Origin of the sequence: Streptomyces sp. NPDC059695, assembly GCF_042733785.1 — a bacterium.
In the GTDB taxonomy this organism is placed as follows: Bacteria; Actinomycetota; Actinomycetes; order Streptomycetales; family Streptomycetaceae; genus Streptomyces.
The window spans coordinates 177,454-198,248 of record NZ_JBHWFF010000006.1 but is presented as its reverse complement, the minus strand read 5'-3'; the positions used below and the strand labels follow the sequence as shown (position 1 = coordinate 198,248).

Annotated in this window: 25 protein-coding genes; 9 read left to right on the top strand and 16 right to left on the bottom strand. The window is 72.9% G+C overall.

Translation table 11 applies throughout. From position 1 onward, the window contains the following. Position 1: 1 nt before the first annotated feature. From ACFV2S_RS10370 to ACFV2S_RS10360, 3 genes are all read right to left on the bottom strand, one after another. Positions 2-649: an alpha-ketoglutarate-dependent dioxygenase AlkB gene (locus ACFV2S_RS10370; protein WP_385556088.1), complete on the bottom strand. Its 648-nt coding sequence runs from the start codon at positions 647-649 to the stop codon at positions 2-4. 68 nt (positions 650-717) lie between these two features. Further along, positions 718-1,092: a hypothetical protein gene (locus tag ACFV2S_RS10365; protein ID WP_385556086.1), complete on the bottom strand. Its 375-nt coding sequence runs from the start codon at positions 1,090-1,092 to the stop codon at positions 718-720. Between the two features lie 180 nt (positions 1,093-1,272). Further along, complete coding sequence (locus ACFV2S_RS10360; protein ID WP_385556084.1) at positions 1,273-1,896, bottom strand: VanZ family protein; 624 nt, start codon at positions 1,894-1,896, stop codon at positions 1,273-1,275. Between the two features lie 181 nt (positions 1,897-2,077). Between ACFV2S_RS10360 and ACFV2S_RS10355 the strand changes: the two genes are divergently transcribed. Further along, positions 2,078-2,758, top strand: coding sequence for a DUF4230 domain-containing protein (locus tag ACFV2S_RS10355; protein ID WP_385556082.1), 681 nt, complete (start codon positions 2,078-2,080; stop codon positions 2,756-2,758). A 101-nt stretch (positions 2,759-2,859) separates the two neighbouring features. Here the strand turns inward: ACFV2S_RS10355 and ACFV2S_RS10350 are convergent, their stop codons facing one another. Further along, complete coding sequence (locus tag ACFV2S_RS10350) at positions 2,860-3,696, bottom strand: RNA polymerase sigma factor SigF (protein ID WP_385556263.1); 837 nt, start codon at positions 3,694-3,696, stop codon at positions 2,860-2,862. Positions 3,697-3,977: 281 nt separating this feature from the next. Here ACFV2S_RS10350 and ACFV2S_RS10345 point away from each other — a divergent pair, with 281 nt between their 5' ends. Next, complete coding sequence (locus tag ACFV2S_RS10345) at positions 3,978-4,400, top strand: ATP-binding protein (protein WP_385556080.1); 423 nt, start codon at positions 3,978-3,980, stop codon at positions 4,398-4,400. Between the two features lie 78 nt (positions 4,401-4,478). On the opposite strand, the gene ACFV2S_RS10340 is transcribed toward ACFV2S_RS10345, so the two are convergent. The 4 genes from ACFV2S_RS10340 to ACFV2S_RS10325 all read right to left on the bottom strand — a co-directional run bounded on the left by ACFV2S_RS10340 (position 4,479) and on the right by ACFV2S_RS10325 (position 8,639). Beyond that, entirely contained in the window at positions 4,479-4,904 is a 426-nt protein-coding gene (locus tag ACFV2S_RS10340; protein ID WP_385556078.1) for an STAS domain-containing protein, read from the bottom strand. Further along, positions 4,901-6,049, bottom strand: a complete 1,149-nt coding sequence (locus ACFV2S_RS10335; RefSeq protein ID WP_385556076.1) for a B12-binding domain-containing protein — start codon at positions 6,047-6,049, stop codon at positions 4,901-4,903. The genes ACFV2S_RS10340 and ACFV2S_RS10335 overlap by 4 nt, the downstream gene beginning before the upstream one ends. Beyond that, positions 6,046-7,770, bottom strand: a complete 1,725-nt coding sequence (locus ACFV2S_RS10330; RefSeq protein WP_385556074.1) for a SpoIIE family protein phosphatase — start codon at positions 7,768-7,770, stop codon at positions 6,046-6,048. The genes ACFV2S_RS10335 and ACFV2S_RS10330 overlap by 4 nt, the downstream gene beginning before the upstream one ends. A gap of 404 nt (positions 7,771-8,174) precedes the next feature. Next, complete coding sequence (locus tag ACFV2S_RS10325; RefSeq protein ID WP_385556072.1) at positions 8,175-8,639, bottom strand: ATP-binding protein; 465 nt, start codon at positions 8,637-8,639, stop codon at positions 8,175-8,177. 203 nt (positions 8,640-8,842) lie between these two features. Here ACFV2S_RS10325 and ACFV2S_RS10320 point away from each other — a divergent pair, with 203 nt between their 5' ends. After that, positions 8,843-9,070 carry a DUF5133 domain-containing protein gene (locus tag ACFV2S_RS10320; RefSeq protein WP_385556071.1) on the top strand — a complete coding sequence of 76 codons (228 nt, stop codon included), beginning with the start codon at positions 8,843-8,845 and terminating at the stop codon, positions 9,068-9,070. Between the two features lie 196 nt (positions 9,071-9,266). Further along, a complete protein-coding gene (locus ACFV2S_RS10315) occupies positions 9,267-9,551 on the top strand; it encodes a cupin domain-containing protein (RefSeq protein WP_385556069.1) in 285 nt (94 codons plus the stop codon). 197 nt (positions 9,552-9,748) lie between these two features. On the opposite strand, the gene ACFV2S_RS10310 is transcribed toward ACFV2S_RS10315, so the two are convergent. The 3 genes from ACFV2S_RS10310 to ACFV2S_RS10300 all read right to left on the bottom strand — a co-directional run bounded on the left by ACFV2S_RS10310 (position 9,749) and on the right by ACFV2S_RS10300 (position 10,999). Beyond that, on the bottom strand, positions 9,749-10,123 hold the full coding sequence (locus ACFV2S_RS10310) for a PRC-barrel domain containing protein (protein ID WP_385556067.1): 375 nt from the start codon (positions 10,121-10,123) through the stop codon (positions 9,749-9,751). A 71-nt stretch (positions 10,124-10,194) separates the two neighbouring features. Next, a complete protein-coding gene (locus tag ACFV2S_RS10305) occupies positions 10,195-10,419 on the bottom strand; it encodes a DUF6458 family protein (protein WP_385556065.1) in 225 nt (74 codons plus the stop codon). A gap of 100 nt (positions 10,420-10,519) precedes the next feature. Continuing rightward, complete coding sequence (locus ACFV2S_RS10300; protein WP_385556063.1) at positions 10,520-10,999, bottom strand: hypothetical protein; 480 nt, start codon at positions 10,997-10,999, stop codon at positions 10,520-10,522. Positions 11,000-11,545: 546 nt separating this feature from the next. Here ACFV2S_RS10300 and ACFV2S_RS10295 point away from each other — a divergent pair. Next, positions 11,546-12,772: a PP2C family protein-serine/threonine phosphatase gene (locus tag ACFV2S_RS10295; RefSeq protein ID WP_385556061.1), complete on the top strand. Its 1,227-nt coding sequence runs from the start codon at positions 11,546-11,548 to the stop codon at positions 12,770-12,772. Between the two features lie 126 nt (positions 12,773-12,898). Then, the gene (locus ACFV2S_RS10290) at positions 12,899-13,948 is read left to right on the top strand and encodes a mechanosensitive ion channel family protein (RefSeq protein ID WP_385556059.1); all 1,050 of its coding nucleotides are present in this window, start codon (positions 12,899-12,901) and stop codon (positions 13,946-13,948) included. Between the two features lie 11 nt (positions 13,949-13,959). Here the strand turns inward: ACFV2S_RS10290 and ACFV2S_RS10285 are convergent, their stop codons facing one another. Both ACFV2S_RS10285 and ACFV2S_RS10280 read right to left on the bottom strand, forming a co-directional pair. Then, complete coding sequence (locus tag ACFV2S_RS10285; RefSeq protein WP_385556057.1) at positions 13,960-14,631, bottom strand: DUF2238 domain-containing protein; 672 nt, start codon at positions 14,629-14,631, stop codon at positions 13,960-13,962. Between the two features lie 164 nt (positions 14,632-14,795). Then, positions 14,796-15,230 (bottom strand): MarR family winged helix-turn-helix transcriptional regulator, encoded by a 435-nt coding sequence (locus ACFV2S_RS10280; protein WP_385556055.1) that lies wholly within the window; start codon positions 15,228-15,230, stop codon positions 14,796-14,798. Between the two features lie 117 nt (positions 15,231-15,347). Between ACFV2S_RS10280 and ACFV2S_RS10275 the strand changes: the two genes are divergently transcribed. The 3 genes from ACFV2S_RS10275 (at position 15,348) to ACFV2S_RS10265 (ending at position 17,588) form a co-directional block, all read left to right on the top strand. Then, the gene (locus tag ACFV2S_RS10275) at positions 15,348-16,475 is read left to right on the top strand and encodes an NADH:flavin oxidoreductase (RefSeq protein ID WP_385556053.1); all 1,128 of its coding nucleotides are present in this window, start codon (positions 15,348-15,350) and stop codon (positions 16,473-16,475) included. Positions 16,476-16,577: 102 nt separating this feature from the next. Further along, positions 16,578-17,000: a DUF4440 domain-containing protein gene (locus tag ACFV2S_RS10270; protein ID WP_385556051.1), complete on the top strand. Its 423-nt coding sequence runs from the start codon at positions 16,578-16,580 to the stop codon at positions 16,998-17,000. A gap of 222 nt (positions 17,001-17,222) precedes the next feature. Continuing rightward, the gene (locus ACFV2S_RS10265; RefSeq protein ID WP_385556049.1) at positions 17,223-17,588 is read left to right on the top strand and encodes an STAS domain-containing protein; all 366 of its coding nucleotides are present in this window, start codon (positions 17,223-17,225) and stop codon (positions 17,586-17,588) included. Positions 17,589-17,871: 283 nt separating this feature from the next. Here the strand turns inward: ACFV2S_RS10265 and ACFV2S_RS10260 are convergent, their stop codons facing one another. The 3 genes from ACFV2S_RS10260 to ACFV2S_RS10250 all read right to left on the bottom strand — a co-directional run bounded on the left by ACFV2S_RS10260 (position 17,872) and on the right by ACFV2S_RS10250 (position 20,703). Then, positions 17,872-18,219: an EF-hand domain-containing protein gene (locus ACFV2S_RS10260; protein ID WP_385556047.1), complete on the bottom strand. Its 348-nt coding sequence runs from the start codon at positions 18,217-18,219 to the stop codon at positions 17,872-17,874. A gap of 571 nt (positions 18,220-18,790) precedes the next feature. Then, positions 18,791-20,005 (bottom strand): alpha/beta hydrolase family protein, encoded by a 1,215-nt coding sequence (locus ACFV2S_RS10255; RefSeq protein ID WP_385556045.1) that lies wholly within the window; start codon positions 20,003-20,005, stop codon positions 18,791-18,793. A gap of 152 nt (positions 20,006-20,157) precedes the next feature. Then, on the bottom strand, positions 20,158-20,703 hold the full coding sequence (locus ACFV2S_RS10250) for an HIT family protein (protein ID WP_385556043.1): 546 nt from the start codon (positions 20,701-20,703) through the stop codon (positions 20,158-20,160). Between the last annotated feature and the right edge of the window lie 92 nt (positions 20,704-20,795).

Below are 20,795 nucleotides of genomic sequence, written 5' to 3'. Positions count from 1 at the left end.
CTCAGCGCACTCCGCGCGGGCGGAACTGGACGCTGATGCGGGGGCCGACGGCGCGGCTCGTCTTGGGGACGGCGTGCTCCCAGGTGCGCTGGCAGGAGCCGCCCATCACCACCAGGTCGCCGTGGCCGAGGGGCAGGCGGAGAGCCGTCGGGCCGCCGGAGCGGGGGCGGAAGGCGAGGTCACGGGGGTCGCCGAGCGAGAGGATGGCGACCATCGTGTCCTGGGTGGCGGATCGGCCGGTCCGGTCGCCGTGCCAGGCGACGCTGTCGTGGCCGTCGCGGTAGAGGCAGAGGCCGGCGGTGGCGAAGGGTTCGCCGAGCTCGGCGGCGTAGTGGGCGCCGAGGGCGTCCCGGGCCTCGGTGAGTGCCGGATGCGGGAGGAGGACACCCTCCCCGTAGTGGGCCAGGAGCCGTGGGACGGCGACGACGTTGTCGTACATCGGCCGCTCCTCGGCCCGCCAGGGCACCCGTCCGACCAGCTCGTCGAACAGCGCGTCGGCGCCCCGCAGCCAGCCCGGCAGGTGGTCGATCCAGGCACCGCCGTCGAGCCCCGTCCGCCGCAGCCCGCCCAGCGCCCCGCACCGGATGTCGTCACCCTGGTCGAACAGGGAGGCCTGGAGCCCGGGCAGGGCGGGTCGTGCTGCGGTCATGGGACCAGCGTAGACCATTAACCGAACACGTGAGCGAATTTGCTGAGCCGGCTCCGGCGCCAGGGGCCTCAGGCCTCGCCCGGCGAAGGCGCCGGGGTTCCGCAGCTCTCGGGACCGAACTGCTCGGCGATGTTGTTCCACATGAAGCCGTCCTGCCAGCCGGGCTTCGCGGCGGCCCAACCGAGCAGCGCCCCGAGGACCTTCTCCTGGGAGATCGTCTGCGTCTGGTAGTGCAGGCCAGCCACGCCGTCCCGGTATTCGAGCTGGTAGGTGTTGTTCTCGCGGAGCAGGACCTGGATGTACCAAGCGCCGGGCTTCTCCTCGTCCACTCGCTCCAGGACCAGGGAGGCGTTTCCCCGCCGGAGGTCGGCCAGCATCTTCCCTACCGTGGGCTTCGACGGTCGCTTGACCATCCGGCCGCGTTCATCGGTCGCGATCAGCATGGCCAGATCTTCCCGCGCGGGTCTGACACCGCTCACCGAGGCCGCGCGGAACCACGGGCCACCGCCCCCACCCGCGCCCCGGGACCCGTGGTCGCGCCGGGCGGGGGCCGGTGCTCCCCCGCCCGGCGTTCGGCGGTGTTTCGTTCGGCCGCGGCACGGGGCGTACCCCTTCGGGCGGTCCTACGCGGCGCTCCGGGTCCCGGCGGGGTCGCTCCGGCGCTGCCACCAGCGGGGGCGCGTCCGCGGGTGGACGGCACGCCCCAGCCGCCGCCCGACGAGCACGTAGCCGAGCAGGGCTCCCGACGTGTTGAGGAGGACGTCGTCGATGTCGAACGCGCGTCCCGTGATGAGCGCACCCTGCACCAGCTCGACGAGCAGCATCGTCGCCGCGGTGACGAGCGCCACGCGGAGGAATCCGCGCGCCTTGCGGGACAGCAGCGGAAGCAGGATTCCGAAGGGGACGCCGAGGGCGATGTTCCCGCCGAGCTGCTTGACGGTATCCACGAAGCCGGGCTGGCCGAGGTAGTTCTCGATCGACCGGCCCGGTGTGAGGTTGCTGTGGGTGAGGGGTACGGACGCGGGCGAGGCCTCCAGCGTGAGCCTGGCCAGGACCACGGCGAACGCCACCATGCCGACGAGTGCCGTGAGCGCGACCAGTACCCGCACGAACCGCCCCGGGCCGGGCCGGACCTGAGGCGCGGCCTCTTCCTTCTCCGCCGGTCGCACGTCCCGGGGCTCCGCGGGCGCCGCCGTCCCGTCACCCGTCACTCCGGCCTTTCTGCGCGAGAGTCTCCGACCGATCATGTGCCTCTGCCTCCTCTGGACGACCGCGTGCGAACGGGCCCCGCATACCCCTGACGGGCTGCCGCATGCCGTACGGATCGACGGAGACCTCACGCCCGACACACCCTCCTCACGCGACTCAACCAGGCGCATGTACAAGGGGGTTGGGAGTGGTAAGCGTCGACCGGGGCACCAGGCCACCATGGGAGAAGACACCGAGAACACCCCGTCACCGGCCCACCCGACAAGAACACGATCCAGAGGGAGATGGCGCCCCGCCGCCGTCGTCCTGCTCGTGCTCGCCGTCGCCCTCATCGTGATCGGCCAGTTCCTCAGGCTCCCCGGTCTGGACGTGTTCGGGACGCAGGTGAAGGACCGCTCCGGTCCTGCCGTCCTGAAGTCCGTCCAGGACCTGAGCCGGTACGAGGGCGCCGCGGGGACCTACCAGGTCGTGGTCGACCTGGAGAACGACGCACGCTTCCTTCCGGACTCCATCCGCGGCACCCGCACCCTCTACGTGGCGAACGGCAGCGTCGGCGCCTACGTCGAACTGGGCGGCCTCGGGGACGGCGCCGTCACCGTCGACGCGGACCGGACCGAGGCGACCCTCCGCCTGCCGCACGCCCGGCTGGCCGCCCCCGCTCTCGATCCCGAGCGCTCGTACGCCGTGTCCAAGCAGCGGGGCCTGCTCGACCGGCTCGGCGACCTCTTCTCGGACAACCCCGCGAGCGAGCAGGCCGTCAACGTCCTGGCCGCCCGGCGGATCAGCGACGCCGCCCGCGAGTCCGGCCTGACCTCCCGGGCCGAGCGGAACACGACCGAGATGCTGCAGAAACTCCTGGGCGGCCTCGGCTTCGAGCGGGTGACGGTCACCTACTCCTGACGCGCCGGAGGTACGGACAAGGGCGCCTGGCCCAGGTGAAGACCTGGACCAGGCGCCCTTGAGGCGTACCGGACGGCGCGGCGAGCGGCCGGCCCCGGGGATCAGCCGGTTTCGAGCAGCCCCGCGCGCAGGCGCTTCATGGTGCGCGAGAGCAGCCGCGAGACGTGCATCTGGGAGCAGCCGAGGCGCTCCCCTATCTGCGCCTGGGTGAGTTCCTCGACGAACCTCATGTGGATGATCCGGCGGTCGCGCTCGTCGAGCTCGGCGATGAGCGGCGCCAGGGTGTGGAAGTCCTCCACGAGCTCGATGGCGGGGTCCTCGCTGCCGATGAGGTCGGCGAGGGAGGCGTCGCCGTCCTCGTTGTCGCCGCTCAGCGCGGCGTCGAGCGACGAGGAGTTGTAGCCGTTCGAGGCCAGCCGCGCCTCGGTGACCTCTTCCTCCGTGAGGCTCATCAGCTCGGCGAGCTCCTTGACCGTCGGCGTCCGGCCCAGGCGCGAGCTCAGCTCCTCGGTCGCCTTGGCGAGCTCCACGCGGGCCTCCTGCAGCCGACGGGGCACATGCACCGCCCAGGACGTGTCCCGGAAGAACCGCTTGATCTCCCCGACGATGTACGGCACGGCGAACGTGGTGAACTCGACCTCGCGCGAGAGCTCGAAGCGGTCGATCGCCTTGATCAGTCCGATCATGCCGACCTGGACGATGTCCTCCATCTCGTCGGCGCGATGGCGGAACCGTCCGGCCGCGTAGCGGACCAGGCTGACGTTCATCTCGATGAGGGTGTTGCGCGCGTACTGGTACTCGTGCGTCCCCTCCTCCAGAACGGTGAGCTCCTGGAAGAAGATCTTCGACAGGGCCCGCGCGTCCTTCGGCGCGACTGCCAACGCGTCCGGGACCAGCGGCAGTGTTCCCGTTCCGACCTCGAGCGCCTTGGCCGTCATCGTGGTGACCGTCACACCATTCCCCTTTCACGTGTTTCCCCAGCCGGGGTGCGTGACCCCGTGGCTGCTCGCCTACCCGGAAGGTCGAAGTCCACACAAAAAAGTTTCCGAGAGATTTTCCGGGTCGTGCGAGGCCGCTCCTGAGGGGCGTTCAGCAGCTCTTCCCACCGCCCCTGTCGGGGACCGAGAGGGCCCCTCGCCCGGATTCCTCCGGCGGTGTCCGGGCAGACGGAACGTGGACGCGGCCGCCAGACGCGGTCGTTCGGAGGAGAGGAAGAGACATGGCGCGGGATCCCTCGCTGAGAGCCGTCGGGTGGGCCCGCTCCCTGCCCCTCGGGAACAACGTGAAGACGGCGCGCGACTGGACGCGCGAGCACCTGGCGACGCTCGGCTGGGACCGTACCGCACCGGACACGGTGGACTCGGTGGTGCTGGCCGTCTCCGAACTGGTCACCAACGCCCATGTCCACGCCCACAGCGACGCACAGCTCATCCTGACGTGGGACGAGGCGTGCCTGCACGTGACCGTGCACGACGCTTCGTCCCTTGTCCCCGAGCAACGCCGTCCCGACGACGACGCCTTGGGTGGCCGTGGACTCCTCCTGATCGACGCCCTCGCGGACGACGTGCGGACCCAGTCCTGCCCACGGGGCAAGGACGTCACGGCCTGCTTCCGCGTGCCCTCGCCCGAGCGGCCGGGCTGAGCCCGGAGTGAGAGCGGTGCGTCCACGGGTGGGCCCGGAGCACGTGCCCGGCCGTCAGAGCCCGGGGGGCTCCGGCCGTCAGAGTCCGGGGGCTTCCGGCCGTCGGAGTCCGGGGAGCTGAGGCCCGTCCGCCACGCCGCTCGGGGTGTCGCCGTCGGGCCCCGCCGTCTCCGGCCGGCCCGTCAGGTGCTCGTACGTGCCGGTGAGGACGAGCAACCGGTCGAGGAAGGGCGGTCTGCGGTCGAGGTGCAGACGTACTCCGGACGCCGCGGCGTGCCGGTGGAGGGCCAGCAGGGTGGAGAGGCCCATCGAGTCGCACAGGGTCAGCCGGGCGCAGTCGAGTCGCAGGTCCGAGGGGACGGGGGTGGCGTCGAGGTGGGCGCGGGCCGTGTCCAGGAGCTCGTCGGCGCTGTCCCAGGCGAGGTCGCCGGCGAGCTCCGCACGCAGGACGCCGCCCTCCTCACGGACGGGGCTCAGCTCGAAGGTGGTGTCGGACGTACTCATGCGCGACGTCCGGGGGCGGGTACGCGGGTGAGGCTGCGGCGTCCGGCGACGAGGTGCGCCCGTGCGCGGGGGAAGTCGTACTGCGCGTCGGCGAGCAGGTCGAGGGCGGCGGCGAGGGCGGCGTCCGGGACACCCCGGGCGCGCAGGATCCCGGCGGTCCAGGTCACGAAACGGGTGAACAGCTCGGCGTCGTCGGCGTAGAGGGACGCGGCGAGGAAGTCGACGATGTGAGCGATGTCCTCGGCGGTCCGCTCCCGCTGTCGTCCGGTGTACGAGGCCATGGCCGGCACCGCGGCCTCCAGGGCCGTGAGGACGTGGCGGATGAGCTGGGTCCTGCTGCGCGTGACCAGGGTGTACTCCTGGTCGGCCAGGTGCGGCAGTTCACGGGCCGGGTCCTGCGGAGCGCCCTCCGGACGCCGCAGGCCGCCGGCGAGGAGCGAGGCGGCGGCGCGGGCGTCGGGTGCCCACCCGTCCGCGCCGAGCAGGAGGGCGTACCTGCCGTCGGGGCCGAAGGCGGCTCCTCCGACGAGGACGGGGAGTCCGATGGCCTGCACGGCGGTGACGGCGGCGTGGGCCGTCGGGAGTCGGACCGGCAGGGAGGCCGAGAGGGCCACGGCGTCCGCACCGGTCTGGTGCAGGTGCGCGATCAGGTGCGGGGTGGGGACGTGCGCCCCCAGGTAGTCGACGAGGAATCCGCGGCCGCGCAGGACCTCCGCGAGGAGTCGGGCGGGCAGGGCGTGCCATTCGCCGTCGACGCAGGCGACGGTGACCCGCCGGGGTGCGGTTCCGCCCTCCCGCCGGGCGCCCGGCCCGGCGGCAGCGCTCTCCCGCGCCCCGGCCCGCGCCCCGGTGGCCGGGCCGGGGCGCGGGCCCCGGTGGGCGAGGGCCGCGATGACGCGGTCCTGGATGGCCGTCGCGGCGTGCTCCTGGGCGACGCCGATGCGGCCGGCGGCCCACTCCCCTCCGACCCTGGCCTGGACGGGCCCGATCACGTCGAGCAGGAGGTCCTCCGCCGTGGTCCCCGCGTCGTGGGCGTCGAGGACCGCCGCGGCGGCCGCCGCCTCGTCCCGGGCTTCGAGCGCCGCCCACAGCCGCTCTCGGGTTCCGGCGAGGCCGGTGGACGGGGTCGTGGTGTGCGTGGTCATGCGGTGTACCTGCCCCGGGTGTGTCCGTTCACCGCGGACAGATGGGTGGTGTGCGGTGCGGTGATCGCGACGACCGCCATGTCGTCGTGCGGACCTCGGCCCACCCAGTCCCCCGCGATCATCTGCAGGCGCTCGACGACGGCCTCGGCGGGGAGTCCGACGCATTCGGTGAGTGCCGTCCGGAGGCGGTCCTCGCCGAACATGGACGAGCCGAGCGGCCCGCCCCGGGCCTCCGTGATCCCGTCCGTGTAGAGCAGGCACGTCTCTCCGGGCGACAGGTGCACGGTCGCGGACCGGGACGTGACGTCGGGCAGGGCTCCCACGAGGGTTCCGCCGGTGTCCGCCTCCTCGACCGCTCCCGTGGCGCGAAGGATCAGCGGCGGCGGGTGGCCCGCGCTGGTCAGTCGCAGTCGCACCAGGCCGCCCGAACGTCGTACCGAGGCCAGGACCAGGGTCGCGAAACGGGTGTGGCGGGCGGTCAGGAGGGCGCCGTTGAGGAGCTTCAGGACGTTCTGGTGGTCGTCGGCGAGGGGGAGCAGCGCCTGTACGGTGCTGCGGATCCTGCCCGTGAGCACGGCGGCGTCGAGGCCCTTGCCGCACACGTCGCCCAGGACGGCGAGCGTCTCCTGTCCCTCCTCGGTCCCGGCGTGCACGTCGTAGAAGTCGCCGCCGATGCGCTCCGTGTCCTGGGAGGTGCGGTAGCCGCCGGCGAAGTCGACGCCGCGTACGTGGTGGAGTTGCGGCGGGAGGAGTTCGGCGATCAGCGCGCGGGTGACGCGCGCCTGCTCCGCGTAGAGCCGTGCGGCCGAGAGCGCGGCGCCGGCACGGGCGGCGAAGAGCCGGGCGAAGAGTTCCTCGGAGGCCTCGAAGGCCTTCCGTCCGCCGCGCCGCAGCAGGATCAGTGCGCCCGCGGGTACGCCGTGGCCGGGCAGCGGTGTGATGGCGACGGCTCCGGGGGTTCCTTCGAAGCCCTCGGGCAGGGCCCATTCCGGCAGCTCCGCCGGGTCGATCCAGCGGGCGGGCACCGGCGGGAAGCCCTGGAGTGCCTCGGCGAGGCCGGGCACCGTCGTCGGGTCCATCTTCACCTGGCCGCGGTCGCACCTTCCGCCGATCGCGGTGACCACGGCGTAGCGGTTCCTCACGGGCGGGGAGATCACGACCGCCGCGTCGCCGAGATGGGCCGCGGCGAGCAGGACCACCTTCTCCAGGCACCGGTCCGGATTCAGCGAGGCCAGGAGCTGGGTGGACGCTTCGGCGAGGATCGCCGCGCGCTCCTGTTCGGTCCGCAGGGCTTCCTCCGCGGTGGTCAGGTCGGTGTCGTCGACCAGCCACCAGGCCACGTCTCCGTGGCCGGACTCGGTGGGGTGGGCCCGCAGGAGGCGGCCGGCGTGCCTGCCCCTCAGCGGCGGGCGGCCCGCGCGGCCGGAGGGCTCCGCGGAGGGCGGCGGGGCCGGACGGGCCAGCCGCCGATGTGCGTCGGCCAGCCAGCCCGGGGCGACGTCGTCCAGCCAGGAGCCGACCCCCATGTCCGGAAAGAGGTCGGCGGCGGCGCCGTTGAACTCGACGACCCCGCCCTCGCGGTCGGCCACCACCGTGGGGTGGGGCGAGCGGAGCCAGGAGGTACCCGTACCCCCGGCCGTGGGGGGCGTCCAGGCCGGGGAGGTGCGTCCGGCCGCGGACATCGCGCCGGAGCGGCCGAACTCGTCTTCGAAAACAGTCATATGCGTGGCCTGCGTGTACTGGCCGGCCACCTTCCCGGTCGACGTCAACTCGTCCGTCCACCCTCCCTCAGGCCGCGCCACACATCAAGTGAACCCACCCCTTCCGGTACGCTTCCGGCGCTCCCTCGCCAGACCCCCACCGTCCCGGCACAGGAACTTCACGGGAGGGGCACCCCGCCATCACGGGTGGCGGCGTTTCGGTGCCGCGATCGCGGTCATCCGGATTCCCGGACCTGCTCCTCGCGCCGAAGGGATTCCGTCGTGGCGGTCGTGCTGTGCCTGGTGCTCGGTGTGGGGGTGGCGATGTCGTGGTGGAGCATCACGCCCGGCCACGGCAGTGCGCGCAGGCACCCCCGGTGACGTGAAGGCCGGGGGCCCGGCCGCGCCCCCTGACCGCGGCAGCCTCAGAGACGAACGGACGGGCCCGTGTGCACGAGGGAGAGCCGCGCCCGGACCCGCTTCCCCTCCGGGTCCGGCTCCACGCTCAGGCTCTCGCAGACGGCGACGACGATCTCGAGACCGTGCTGGCCGATGCGGCGGGGATCGTGACCCCGGGGTACGGGCGCGACGGCCACACGGTCGATCACCGAGATCTCCAGGGCGTCCCGGCGCAGCTCCAGGAGCAGCCGGCAGGGGCCGTCCGTGTGCCGGACGGCGTTGGTCACCAGTTCGCTGACCACCAACTGGGCGACCTCCACACACGCGTCGGCCACGGGTTCACTCCGTACGGAGGGGGCCGCGGCGAGGAAGGCCGCCGTGAAGGCACGGGCGGAGGCGATCGAGCCGCCGCCGGAGGCGTGGTCGTAGACGGCACTCGCGGAGAGCAGGGGTTCCGGTGACGCACACTCCGCGGTGATCGCGTCCGTCATGGCGCTGGTACTCCCCTCGTCCGATGGGTGGGCCCGATGGGCACCTCGTACCCCGCCTTTCCCGGTTCATCATTCCCACACCGCCCGCAACGGGATCACGCCGGCCGCCGAGCGGTCGGACCGGCGAGGAGTGCGACGCCGAAGTCCGGGTACGCGGAGCGTCGACCGGGGCGTCGCCGCCCTGCCGACGACAGGAGCAGTACGTGTTGATGGCCCATCCCGTGGTCCTGCGCAACCTCATCGAGCAGTACGAGACGCTCAAGGTACTCCAGGCGGAGAGCGGCGGCGCCGAGGTGCGCCGGCGCATGGACGACCTCGCCTACACGCTGTGCGTCTCCACCGGTACCCGCGACGTGGACACGGCCCTGATCGCGGCCCGCCATCGACTGCCGGGGGCGCGCCCCGAGGACGACTCGGCGCTGACGGCCTGAGCACGCGGACGAGCCCGGCACCTTCCGAACGGAGGGTGCCGGGCTTCTTCACGGGGCGGCCGCCACGCTTCACCCGGGCCGCACCGCCCGTGGCCGCCTTGTCCGGGCGTACGGCCGGCCGGGGGTTAACCTGCAGCTCAGCGCGCTGCCCGGACCGACGCAGCGCCCGGAACCGACGACGGCGAAAAGAGCGACCATGACCACCACCGCCCGCGCGACCGAGCAGCACGAGGACGACCGGGTCCGCGTCACCCGCTGGGACTTCGAGCCCGGTCAGTCCACCGGCCGGCACGTCCACGCCTACGACTACGTCGTCGTCCCCGTCACCGACGGGCGGACCCATGTGATCGCCCCCGACGGCGCGGTCACCGTCTCCGAGCTCCGGGCCGGCGAGTCCTACGCGCGCCCGGCCGGCGGCGAACACGAGGTCGTCAACGCGGGCACCACCCCGCTCGCCTTCGTCGAGATCGAGCTGAAGTAGCACCGTCGTCGAGCTGAAGCAGCACCGTCGCGGGCGGCGGGACCCTCGGTCTCCCCCTGGCCGCGCCTCCTCGCGCGCTTCCCCGGCGGTGGCGGACGGCCGACCGCCCCGCACCGGAGAGATCCCGTGCGGGGCGGTCGCAAGGCCGTCGGTCCGCGCCGGGGGTCGTCGGTGCCCCCTGCTCGGCCCGCGGCCCGTCAAAGGGCACCCGTGCCGCCCGGGAAGGGGCCGCCGGTGCGGTAGTACTGTCCGATCTCCTCTCGGTACTGCAGGTCGGCGAGGTGCTTGTCGGAGATGAACTCCGGCGCGTCCTTGACCTGTTCCTTCGCCAGGCCGAGATGGACCGTGTGCTCCACCAGGTCGATGCGGACCACCGTGCTCGCCGGGATCAGCACCTCCTTGCCGAAGATCCAGACTCCGGTGTCCACGACCAGATAGGCGTCGTCCACCTCGTCGGAGTGCTTGTCCACCTTTCCGATGTGCCCGTCGGTCGCCTCGACCCGCCATCCGGTCAGGTCGGTGCCCGCCAGGTGGCCGGAGTCGGCGTTGAAGGTCCAGACGTGGTCGATCATTGCGGTCGCTCCTCTGTCGTTGTGGGTGGTGTGCTGTGGTGGTCGGCGCGGCACCGGACCTGCCGGCCGCCTCAGAGCAGGTCGCGCCGTTCCTCGTCGGTCACCGTCGGCGCCACGGGCGGAACCACCATCCGGCGGCGACGGAGGACGCTGGTGTAGACGGCGGTTCCGAGGAAGCCGACCGCCATCAGGATCAGTCCGACCAGATCGAGGTCGATGGCGTCGAGCTTCCAGTCGGTGGCGAAGGTGAGGATGGCCCCGACGGCGATCATGATGATGAACAGTCCCAGACCCATGTGATTGCTCCCTCCCTGGCGGCTCGGACAGCGTCCGCGTACCCGGGTCCCCCCGGATCATTCCGCCTCCCCGGGGACCCGGGGCCGGTCTCGCCGGCCGTCAGGCGGACAGGAGTCGGTGGAGCAGGGCACGGTACTGGCACAGCGCGCGGCGCAGACTCTCCGTGTCCGCCTCCAGGCCCTGGCTCCACTCTCCCTCCAGGGCGTGGCGGTGCCGGGCGAAGGTGTCCGCCAGGTTCCTCATCACGTCTCCGACGAGTACGTCCGCGTCGTGGACGGCCTGGCGGGGGTCGTCGACGAACCGGGCCTGGACCTCGTGCCAGCGCGTGCGGAACGCCTCTTCGTCCGCGGCGTCGAGCAGATCGGGGACCTGCTCGACGCCCGCGGCGCCGTCGGGGCGGACGGGGTCCGGGCGGTGTTCCGCGCCGTCGGCCCGGTGCGCGTCCTGCCCCGGGTCCTGCGGGGCGGGCGCGGCATGACGGGCATGGCCGCCGTGGCCCGCCTGCCCCGCGCCGGGCGGCGCGGAGGGCCTGGGCGGGATCTGCGGCGCGGTCGGCGCTGTGGACCTCTGCGCGGGCACCGCCGGCCGGGGCGAGGAAGGACGTGGCCGGGCGTTCCGGGGCCTGGGACCCGCGGAGCCCGGACGGCCGCCTTCCCCCCATGCGTCCGGCGTGCCCGCGAGCGGGTCGGGGGCGCGTCGCGGGCTCGGCACCCGCGTCCTGCGTTCGGACGGTTCGTGGTGTCGCATGTCTCCTGCCTCCGTGTCAGGACCGGCGGCTGCCGGTCGGCTCGCCGTCGGCGAGCAGGACGATTCCGGTTCCCATCGGCTCTCATCCCTTCTCGTGCTCTCACGGGGTCGTACCTTGCGCGTCCCGGGCCTTCGGGGCCCCGGGCGTCATGGAGGTCCGCGTGCCCCGCGACTTCTCACGCAAACCGGTCGTCACCGCGTTCGACCGAGCACCGGAACCGGTCCCGCCCTCGCCACGGGCCGGTACGGGCCGGCCGGGGGACGTGGGCCCGACACCCCTGTCGCGCGCGGCGGCGCCTCGACGGATCCCGTTCCGGCGCATGATGAGGTGGTCACCGGGTCGGCCGGTGACCGGTGGCGAAAGGCAGGCGGGTACCGGTGGCGGACGACACTCTGGGCTCGGTCCTCGCCGATGTGCTCGCGGCGTCCCACCGGCTCGCGCCGCGCGCGATCCCCGATCTCGTACGGGATGCGGGGCGGCGGCTCGGGCTGGCCGGCGCCGACGCGTACGTGGCCGACCTGCAGCAGCGCAACCTGGTCGCGCTCCCCGGCTCCGAGCAGGCGCGCCGGCACGGCGCCGAGGGTGGGACCGGGGATCCGTACAGCCTGCCCGTCGACACCTCCCTCGCCGGGCGCGCCTACCGCACCGAGACCGTGCAGCTGAGCCCGCCGGACGACGGCGGCTCCGCGCGCACGGGGTGGATCCCGGTCGTGGACGGCATCGGCCGGCTGGGGGTGCTGCGGGTGACCGCGCCGGAACTCGACGCGCCCCTGCTGCACCGGTGCGAGGCCCTGGCCGGCCTGCTCGCCCTCATCCTCGCGACCAAGCAGCCGTACAGCGACCTCCTCGCCGAGACCATGCGGACCCGGCCGATGAGCCTGCAGGCCGAGCTGCTGTGGGCGTTCCTGCCGCCACGCACCATCGGCACCTCGGAGGTGACGTCCAGCGCCGTCCTGGAACCCGCGTACGAGGTGGGCGGCGACGCGTACGACCACAGCCTGTCCGGAGAGGGGCTTCACCTCACGCTTCTGGACGCGATGGGGCACGACCTCGCGTCCGGCGGCTGCAGCGCCGCGGCTCTGGCCGCCTGCCGGTACACCCGGCGTGCGGGCGGACGGCTCGACGACATCGCCGTCGAGATCGGCCACACCCTGGACCGCTGGATCCCCGAGCGGTTGCTGACCTGCGTCATCGCCGATCTGGACACCACATCCGGCCGCCTGGACTGGATCAACTGCGGCCATCCCCCACCGCTGCTGATCCGTGACGGCCACGTCGTCGCCGACGCCCTCGCCCGGACGCCCGAGCCGCCGCTCGGGCTGACCGGGTACGACATGCCGCCCCCGCGCGTCCACAGCGTCCAGTTGCAGCCGGGCGACCGGGTGCTGCTGTTCACCGACGGCGTCACGGAGGCGCGTTCCGCCGGCGGCGAGCTGTTCGGCGAGGAACGTCTGGCCGACGCCGTCGTCCGTGCCCTGACGGACGAGCTCCCCGCGCCCGAGACCCTGCGCCGGCTGATCGAGCTCATCCTCGTCCACCAAGGCCGACGTCTGCACGACGACGCCACCGTCCTGCTCGTCGAGTGGCACCCCCGGCGCCCCTGAACCACCGGGGCACGGCCGCCCGGGCCGGCCGCGGGACTGCGTCGCCCGGGCCGGCGGGTGTGTTTGCCGTGCGGCCCTGTGGTGAGGCGGGAGGGACGACCACGTCCCTTCGTCGACTGGGGAGAAATGGAAAGCGTTGTCCGACTGGCGATCGTCCTCGGTGGCTCGGTGCTCGTGGCCCTGGCCGTGGGCAGGGCGGCGGAGCTCTTCGCGCGGTACGCCGACGCACGCCACCCCGACACCCCGCTCTGGGGGTTGCTGAGGCGGTGCCGTACGCCGCTGTACGCCGTCCTGCTGTGCGCCGTGTTCCGGTGGTCGTACCGCGCGACCCACTGGCCTGTGCTCATCGACCGCGCCGCGGTTCTGGACCACGTCCTGCTGCTGTGCCTGATCGGCGGCGGGGCCTGGCTCGCCATCCGCGTCGTCTCGGCGGTCGTGGAGTCCGCGTACGCGCGGTACGCGGCCCGGACGCGTGACACGGCCCGGCTGCGCCGCGTCCGGACGCAGGTCACTCTGCTCACCCGGGTGGTGTCCGTGACCGTGGGGGTGATCGCCGCCGCCTTCGTGCTCGTCACGTTCCCCACGTTCCGGGGGCTCGGCACGTCGTTGCTCGCCTCGGCCGGGATCATCGGCATCGTGGCGGGCGTCGCGGCGCAGTCGACGCTCGGTAACCTCTTCGCGGGGTTCCAGATCGCCTTCGGCGACATGGTCCGGATCGGGGACACCGTGGTCGTCGACGGGGAGTGGGGCACCGTGGAGGAGGTGACCCTCACGTTCCTCACCGTCCGGACCTGGGACGAACGCCGGGTCACCCTGCCGGTCTCGTACTTCACCTCCCGGCCCTTCGAGAACTGGTCGCGCGGCGGCAGCGAACTGACCGGCACGGTGTTCCTGCACTGCGACCACTCCGCACCCGTCGAGCTGATGCGCAAGCACCTGCGCGGGTTCCTCGACGCCTGCCCCGGCTGGGACGGTCGGGCGTGGGGGCTCGCCGTCACCGACACCTCGCCGACCGGCATCACCGTCCGCGCCCTGGTGACCGCCAAGGACCCCGACGACCTGTGGACGACCCGCTGCGCCGTCCGGGAGGAGCTCGTCGACTGGCTCACACGGGAGCACCCCGGTGCCCTCCCCCGCATCGTCACCGCCCAGGCGGACGACGCGGCACGGCGCTGAAGCGCGCGCGGTCAGTCCCGGACGGGCCCTGTCAGGCGGTCGACGGCGCGGTCGTGGACGCGGCTGAGGAGGAGCAGGGAGCACGTGGCGCCGATCAGGGCGCAGAACATGTCCCACTGGGTGTCCCAGACGTCGCCCTGGGTCGCGAGGAACGCGTCGGCCGCCTGGCCGCCGGTGACGGCCGCCAGCCATTCCAGCATCTCGAAGACGGCGCTGAACGCGAGGCAGGCGCAGACGGTCAGCGGGGCGAGCCAGCGACTCCCGCGCAACGGAGAGGTGCGGACGAGGAGTTCGCGCACCAGGATCGCCGGGACGAAGCCCTGCATGAGGTGGCCGAGGCGGTCGTACGGGTTGCGGTCCAGGCCGAACAGGTCGCGCACCCAGTCACCGGCCGGCACCTCCGCGTAGGTGTAGTGCCCGCCCACGACGAGGACCGTGGCGTGCACAGCCAGCAGGCCGCACAGCAGACCGCTCAGCGGGAACCGCTTGCGCAGCAGGACGACCAGCGGCAGGCCCAGCATCACCCATACCGTCTCCAGCACCCAGGTGGTGGGGTCCGCCGCACCGAACGCCGACACCACCAGCGCCGCGGCCACGGCGAGCGCGAGAACGGCCGGCAGCCTGCGGCCGGGGGCCGGCCGTGCGTCCTGCGACGGGCGGAAGGTCGGGTGCGTGACGGACATCGCCGGCTCCTCGTGTCGGGGTGTGCCCTGATCCTTCCGGCCCCCGTGTGACCCGACATGAGTGCGCGTACTCAGCCTCCCCGCTCCGGTACACAGCTCCGCACGACGGCTGAGGGCCGCTCGGCGTGGCTGGCCGGGACGACCGTGTCGCGGCCGGAGCCGGGTCAGGCGCCGGACGGCGGGAGGAAGACCTGTTCGAGCAGGGTGTGCAGGGTGTCCCGGTCCTGGCTGCCGAGCCTGTCCAGGCCCTCCTGCGTGGTGCGCATCTTCGCGCGGATCGCGTCGGTGACGCGCTCGCCCTCGGGCGTGAGGATGACGTTCTTGACGCGCCGGTCGGAGGCGTCGGCCTCGCGACGCACCAGGCCGCGCTTCTCCAGCCGGTCGATGATCCCGGTCATGTTGGAGGCGTCGCAGGTCAGGGTCTCGGCCAGGGCCCGCATCGCGGCGGGGCCCCGGCGCAGCACGGTGAGGGCCTTGCCCTGGCTCGCCGTGAGGTTCTCACTCGCCGCGGCGACGGTGAAGTCGCCGTAGTAGACGCCGAGCGACACGGAGAGCAGCTCCATGAGCTGGGCGGTGTCGGCGCGGGGAGCTTCTGTCATGGGTCCACTTTAGCCAGAGATACTTGACTATCTCAAGCATTGGCCTCTACCGTCGCTTCATTGCATGAAGTTCTCAAGCATCAAGGTTGTCAAGTAGTTGCCATGAGGAGCGTACCCGTGACCGCCACCGCCTCCCCCGCCTCCCGCGCGGCCGAGATCCTTTCCCGGCCCGTCGCGCTGAACGGCCTGACCGTCCCGAACCGCATCGCGATGGCGCCGATGACGCGCATGTTCTCCCCCGGCGGTGTCCCCGGCGAGGACGTCCGGTCGTACTACGCCCGCCGTGCCGCCGCCGGCGTGGGCCTGATCGTCACGGAGGGCACCTACGTCGGTCACGAGTCGGCCGGGCAGAGCGACCGCGTGCCGCGCTTCCACGGCGAGGAGCAGCTGGCGGGCTGGGCGAAGGTCGCCGAGGCCGTGCACGCGGCGGGCGGCACGATCGTGCCCCAGTTGTGGCACATCGGCATGGTGCGGCAGCAGGGCCAGGCACCCTACGCCGACGCCCCGGCGATGGGCCCGTCGGGCATCCGCACCGACGGCACCGAGGGCACGGGCCGGGCGATGACCCGGAGCGACCTGGACGACGTCATCGGCGCCTTCGCCGAGGCCGCCGCGGCCGCCGAGCGCATCGGCTTCGACGGCGTCGAGCTGCACGGCGCCCACGGATACCTCATCGACCAGTTCCTGTGGGCGGGGACGAACCGCCGAACCGACGCCTACGGCGGCGACGCCGTGGCCCGTACGAAGTTCGCGGCCGAGATCGTGGCCGCGGTCCGCGGGTCCGTCTCGTCCGACTTCCCGGTGATCTTCCGCTACTCGCAGTGGAAGCAGGACGCCTACGACGCCCGGCTCGCCGAGACCCCGCAGGAGCTGGAGTCGATCCTGGCTCCGCTCGCGGCGGCCGGCGTCGACGCGTTCCACGCCTCCACCCGCCGCCACTGGATACCCGAGTTCGAGGGATCGGACCTGAACCTGGCGGGCTGGACCAAGAAGCTCACCGGCAGGCCCGCCATCACCGTCGGCTCGGTCGGTCTCGACGGCGACTTCATCCACGCGTTCGCGGGCGAAGGTGCCCCGGTCCAGGGCATCGACGACCTCCTCGACCGCCTGGAGCGCGACGAGTTCGACATGGTCGCCGTCGGCCGCGCGCTGCTCCAGGACCCGGAGTGGGCCGCGAAGGTCCTTTCGGGCCGGACAGACGAGCTCAAGCCGTACGACGCGGCCGCCGTGCGGACGCTGAGCTAGCCGCGCACCGCAGGAACGGTTCGCCGACAGAACCGGCGAACCGTTCCCGGTCCCCCTCCATCTGCTTGCGAACGCCCAGGTCGGCTGGGGCAGGATGCCCCCATGGACAGGAACATGGACGGGAACGCGGACGCGGGCAGGAGCGGGAACGCGGACGCGCGCAGCGGCGTGGCCGTGGCCATCGAGCGCGAGTTGCGGTTGATGAGTCCGGCCGTGAGGTCCTCGGCCCTGGCGGAGCAGCTCCTCGATCCCGAGTTCGTCGAGGTGGGAGCCTCGGGGCGCAGATGGGACCGGCAGTCGATGCTCTCGGCCCTGGCGACCATGGACGGCGCGGCCGACGACGGGCCCGTGTACGTGCCGTCCGAGATCACGGGCACCGAACTGGCGCCGGGGATCGTGCACCTGACGTTCGAAACGGTGCTCGACGGCAGGCGAGCCCGGAGGAGCTCGATCTGGCGGAAGACGGACGAGGAATCCGGTTGGCGCATGTACTACCACCAGGCCACACCCGTGCCGGACGCCTGACCGACCCCCTCCGACGCGCGCGGCCGGGCGCAGGGACGCTCGCATCTGACTCGTACGGGTGGAAACTTTCGCTCGTGCTGGGGATCGGTGCTGCTCAGATGGGGTGAAAGGGCCGCGTGCCTCGTCACCTGGCACCGTACGCGCGCCGTTGATGGGGCTGTGAGTACCTCAAGCAAAGCTCCGATACTGCCCGCCGTCCTCGCTGCCCCTGCCCTCCCCGTCGTGCACGACTCGGGCGCGGACAACGCGCCCTGCGTCATAGTCATCGCCGCCTGCACCACACTCGGCACCACCCTGGTCGTCCGCCTCGTCGGGGAGATCGACTGCCACAGCGTCGCCCCGCTGCGTGCGCTGTTGGCCTCGGCCGCGGCCGACGGCTACACCGGACTCGTCCTGGACACCGCGCGGGTCGACTTCTGCGACTCCAGCTTCCTCGCCGTCCTCGAATGGTGGCCTCGGCGCGGACGCCGCCTCACCGTCGCGAACCGCTCCCGGGCCGTGCGCCGCCTCCTGACCGCGGCCGCGGTCGACGTCCCGGGGCGGCACGCGGCCCCGGCGGGCCGGCTGATGGCGGCGGCCACGTCATGACCTTCATACTCATGACGTGCGGCCCGATACTGGCAGCGGTCCTCCTCGTCCACCGGGAACCGCGCGCCCCTCGCCACCGCCGTCCCGCCGGATCTCCCCGGCCCGCACCCCGTAGGACCCTGATCCACTGTCGCCTCGCACTCTCCATCGAGTGCTCCACGGCATAGACGGGGGCGTCGGGGCCTGCGCGAGTCCGCGGCCCCCCCCCCCCCACCCCCCGCGCCCCCGCCGGCGCGCGCCGGGGCGCCCCGGCGGGGCCCCGACGCCCGCCGGGTCGGCCCGGTCAGTACAGGGCGTTCCCCATGGGGGAATCGTCGCCCGTGACGTACGCCCGGATCGACGCCAGGTACTCCGCGCGGCCGACGCGCCCGTCGCCGTCCCCGTCCAGGGCGTCGAACGCCGCACCGGCGTTGTCCACCCGATTGCCCAGCGCCTCGCGGAGCGACGTGAACTCTGCGCGGTCCAGGGCGCCGTCCTGATCGGCGTCCGCGAGGTCGAAGAGCGCGCCCAGGGCGTACTGGCAGACGGTGTCGAACTTCTCGGCGTCCACCCAGGCGATGTACTCCTCGTACGTCATCACTCCGTCGCCGTTGGCGTCCATGGCGGCCCAGGCCCGTTCGCCGGTGGCCACGGTGACCGGAGTGGTGACGGGCCGGCGGCGTCGAGCGCACGGCGACACCCTGCGCCCCTGACCGGACCGACCGTGTGGATCACCGCAAGTCTGGGGTGCCGGGACGCCGTCCGGCCAGCCACCGCCCCGGTATTCACCCTCATGGAACACAGGGAGAGGTCACGTCGCCCGTCCCGCAGGCCGCCGGCAGTCTCCGCGCCGGCGCACGACAGCTCGCGGTGAGCTCAGGGGGGCGAGAACCTCGAAGTCGCGCCCCAGGAGGGGTACGTGCAGGGCCACGGCGTCGAGGCGCTCGCCGCCGCTGAGCACCTCGCAGCGGTCGCTCCCCCGCGCTCGCACGACGGCGGACGACCCCGGGATCTGAGCGCGCACCGTGTCGGCCGGCGCATGCACGAGGAAACGCGCCCGGTGCGGGTGGACGCGGCTCGCCACCCCTTCTCCACGTACGCCGCCGCGTCGGAGGCCTCGCGCGGGCCGAAATGCCGTCTCCGCGCGCCCACTTCGCTCATCCGGTCGCCCCGGAGGCTGCCGGGGCGCGGCCCGTACGGACCGCCGCCGGCCTTCCTGGCGCCTACGGAAGAAACGTCACGGCGGGGAAGGCCGGGGAGGGCCCGTCGAGCAGGTGACTGCGGCGGTGGCGCAGGTGTTCGTCGAAGAACGCGAGCGGATACGCCTGCTGGATCCTCACCGCCTGGTCGGGGTCCAGCGTGCCGATCACCTTCTGGAGCTGCTGCGCGCTCCATCCGTACACCTCTGCCACCTGCGGGTACAGTGCCTCGTTGTCGCCGTACGAGAGGTGGGCGGCGCCCTGGGCCTCGATGTTCAGCCGCCGGCCGCGCAGGTGGGACCAGAAGGCGGCGGCCTCGGGATCCGTGGCCCTGGTGAACTCGGCGGTCATCATCATGAACGGCCGGTCCAGGTCGCCGGTCAGGGGCGGGTTCATCTGCATCGGGCCGTCGAGGCTCAACCCGGCCCTGATGCGCGGGTCCGCGAGCATGGCGCAGGCGGTGGCCGTCCCGCCCTTCGACCAGCCGAACGCACCCGTGCGCCCGGGGTCGAGGGAGCCCAGCAGCCCGGCCGGCAGCTCCCTGCGGTCGACGTCGGGATTGTGCCCGGCGGCGAGCCGCTCGACGCAGTCGAGGACGAAGCGGAGGTCGGCGGCGAAGTCTCCGGGCCGCGTCGGGGCCTGCCGGTCGAAGACCGGAACGGCGATCCGGCCGTTGGGGAACTCCGTGTACGTGTCGTACTGATGAGCCACCGTCACCACCGCGTATCCGTGGCTGACGAGCTCCTGGACCACGCCGGTGTGGTCGGCCTGGTGGCTGTGCGCGCCGTGTGAGAAGACGACGACGGGCAGGCGACGGCCGGTTCGCCGCACCGGAGCGCCCACGTGGCCGGAGGTGAGCGGCCCCAGGGAGGCCAGTTCGCCGAACCCGGCGTCGTCGAGGAACGCCTGGAGGGCACCGGCCGGCATCCACGGCGCCACCGGGTACCGGTGCACGTCCCTTGCCGGATACCAGACGCTGGCCATCAGCTCGCGGAAGTGCCCGGGACCCGCGAGGGCGTCCGGGCGCGACCGGTCCACGAGGTGCAGCGGGACGGTGCCGACCGGGTACGGTCCGGTCGGTGCGGGGAGAGTGAGCCGCGTGACACCCGGGGCGGCCGCGGCGGCGGCCCATGCGGGGCCGGCGGCGGCAAGCGGTACCGCGGCCCCGGCGGCCAGCGCGGCTCCCAGCAGGCCGCGTCGCGTCATGCCCTTCCGGCTGCTGAACGGCGTGGTGGTCATGAAGGCCTCCCGTGGTGACGATGCGTCAACTGTGCCCCGATGGACTGTCCGTGGGCACACGAGAACGCTGTCACGGGCCCCTCCCCCGCCGCATTGACCCACCGTCTGATTCGCCCGCCGGATCATTGGCCCAGGGGTTTACACCCCAGGGCCTACGCCCCGGGGTCGCCGGTGTCGCCCGGGAGGGGGCGTGCGCCGGGGCCAGGAGGACCCGGCGGCCAGGCCGTCGGTCGCAGCCGGTCCAGCGCACTGCCGATCGCCTCACGCAGCCCGTCGTGCTGCGGGCCGAGCCGGAACCGGTCGTCGCTCCACCGTTCTCGGGGATGGAGCCACACCGGGGAACCCACCAGATCGGGCGGCTCCCATGCGAACCGCGGCCACACGTGTGCGTGCAGGTAGGGGTCCGTGTTCCCCAGGATCTCCAGGTTGACCCGCCGAAAGGCCGGGTCCAGCCGCCCGCAGGCACGCTCGACCGCTTCACCGAGCTGCTCCATGTCGGACAGGAACGACAGCCGCTTCGCCCTCGGCAGGTCCGACAGCCTCTGCACCGCCGGATCGTCCACGAGGAGGACCGAGTATCCGGGCAGGAACTGGACGTCCCCGATCACCGCGAACCCCGACGTCATCCGTCGCATGACGGTCGGGTTCTCTCCCCTGAGGGCGGCGTCGATGCGGCGCGTCCGCCAGTCACCAGTCATGGCCGCAACCTACCTCCGGGTGACGAAGCGGCCGGCCCCATTGTCAGTGGCCCTGGTTAGTCTCCCCACATACAGCAGCTCAGGGCCCTCGT

Excerpts from the sequence above, each read along its gene's own strand:
- ACFV2S_RS10315 (WP_385556069.1), top strand. The coding sequence starts at position 9,267 with ATGACCACCACCGCCCGCGCGACCGAGCAGCACGAGGACGACCGGGTC.
- ACFV2S_RS10325 (WP_385556072.1), bottom strand. The coding sequence starts at position 8,639 with ATGACGGACGCGATCACCGCGGAGTGTGCGTCACCGGAACCCCTGCTC.
- ACFV2S_RS10370 (WP_385556088.1), bottom strand. The coding sequence starts at position 649 with ATGACCGCAGCACGACCCGCCCTGCCCGGGCTCCAGGCCTCCCTGTTC.
- ACFV2S_RS10290 (WP_385556059.1), top strand. The coding sequence starts at position 12,899 with ATGGAAAGCGTTGTCCGACTGGCGATCGTCCTCGGTGGCTCGGTGCTC.
- ACFV2S_RS10285 (WP_385556057.1), bottom strand. The coding sequence starts at position 14,631 with ATGTCCGTCACGCACCCGACCTTCCGCCCGTCGCAGGACGCACGGCCG.
- ACFV2S_RS10280 (WP_385556055.1), bottom strand. The coding sequence starts at position 15,230 with ATGACAGAAGCTCCCCGCGCCGACACCGCCCAGCTCATGGAGCTGCTC.
- ACFV2S_RS10250 (WP_385556043.1), bottom strand. The coding sequence starts at position 20,703 with ATGACTGGTGACTGGCGGACGCGCCGCATCGACGCCGCCCTCAGGGGA.
- ACFV2S_RS10365 (WP_385556086.1), bottom strand. The coding sequence starts at position 1,092 with ATGCTGATCGCGACCGATGAACGCGGCCGGATGGTCAAGCGACCGTCG.
- ACFV2S_RS10340 (WP_385556078.1), bottom strand. The coding sequence starts at position 4,904 with ATGAGTACGTCCGACACCACCTTCGAGCTGAGCCCCGTCCGTGAGGAG.
- ACFV2S_RS10330 (WP_385556074.1), bottom strand. The coding sequence starts at position 7,770 with ATGACTGTTTTCGAAGACGAGTTCGGCCGCTCCGGCGCGATGTCCGCG.
- ACFV2S_RS10335 (WP_385556076.1), bottom strand. The coding sequence starts at position 6,049 with ATGACCACGCACACCACGACCCCGTCCACCGGCCTCGCCGGAACCCGA.
- ACFV2S_RS10310 (WP_385556067.1), bottom strand. The coding sequence starts at position 10,123 with ATGATCGACCACGTCTGGACCTTCAACGCCGACTCCGGCCACCTGGCG.
- ACFV2S_RS10345 (WP_385556080.1), top strand. The coding sequence starts at position 3,978 with ATGGCGCGGGATCCCTCGCTGAGAGCCGTCGGGTGGGCCCGCTCCCTG.
- ACFV2S_RS10305 (WP_385556065.1), bottom strand. The coding sequence starts at position 10,419 with ATGGGTCTGGGACTGTTCATCATCATGATCGCCGTCGGGGCCATCCTC.
- ACFV2S_RS10360 (WP_385556084.1), bottom strand. The coding sequence starts at position 1,896 with ATGATCGGTCGGAGACTCTCGCGCAGAAAGGCCGGAGTGACGGGTGAC.
- ACFV2S_RS10270 (WP_385556051.1), top strand. The coding sequence starts at position 16,578 with ATGGACAGGAACATGGACGGGAACGCGGACGCGGGCAGGAGCGGGAAC.
- ACFV2S_RS10355 (WP_385556082.1), top strand. The coding sequence starts at position 2,078 with ATGGGAGAAGACACCGAGAACACCCCGTCACCGGCCCACCCGACAAGA.
- ACFV2S_RS10255 (WP_385556045.1), bottom strand. The coding sequence starts at position 20,005 with ATGACCACCACGCCGTTCAGCAGCCGGAAGGGCATGACGCGACGCGGC.
- ACFV2S_RS10350 (WP_385556263.1), bottom strand. The coding sequence starts at position 3,696 with ATGACGGCCAAGGCGCTCGAGGTCGGAACGGGAACACTGCCGCTGGTC.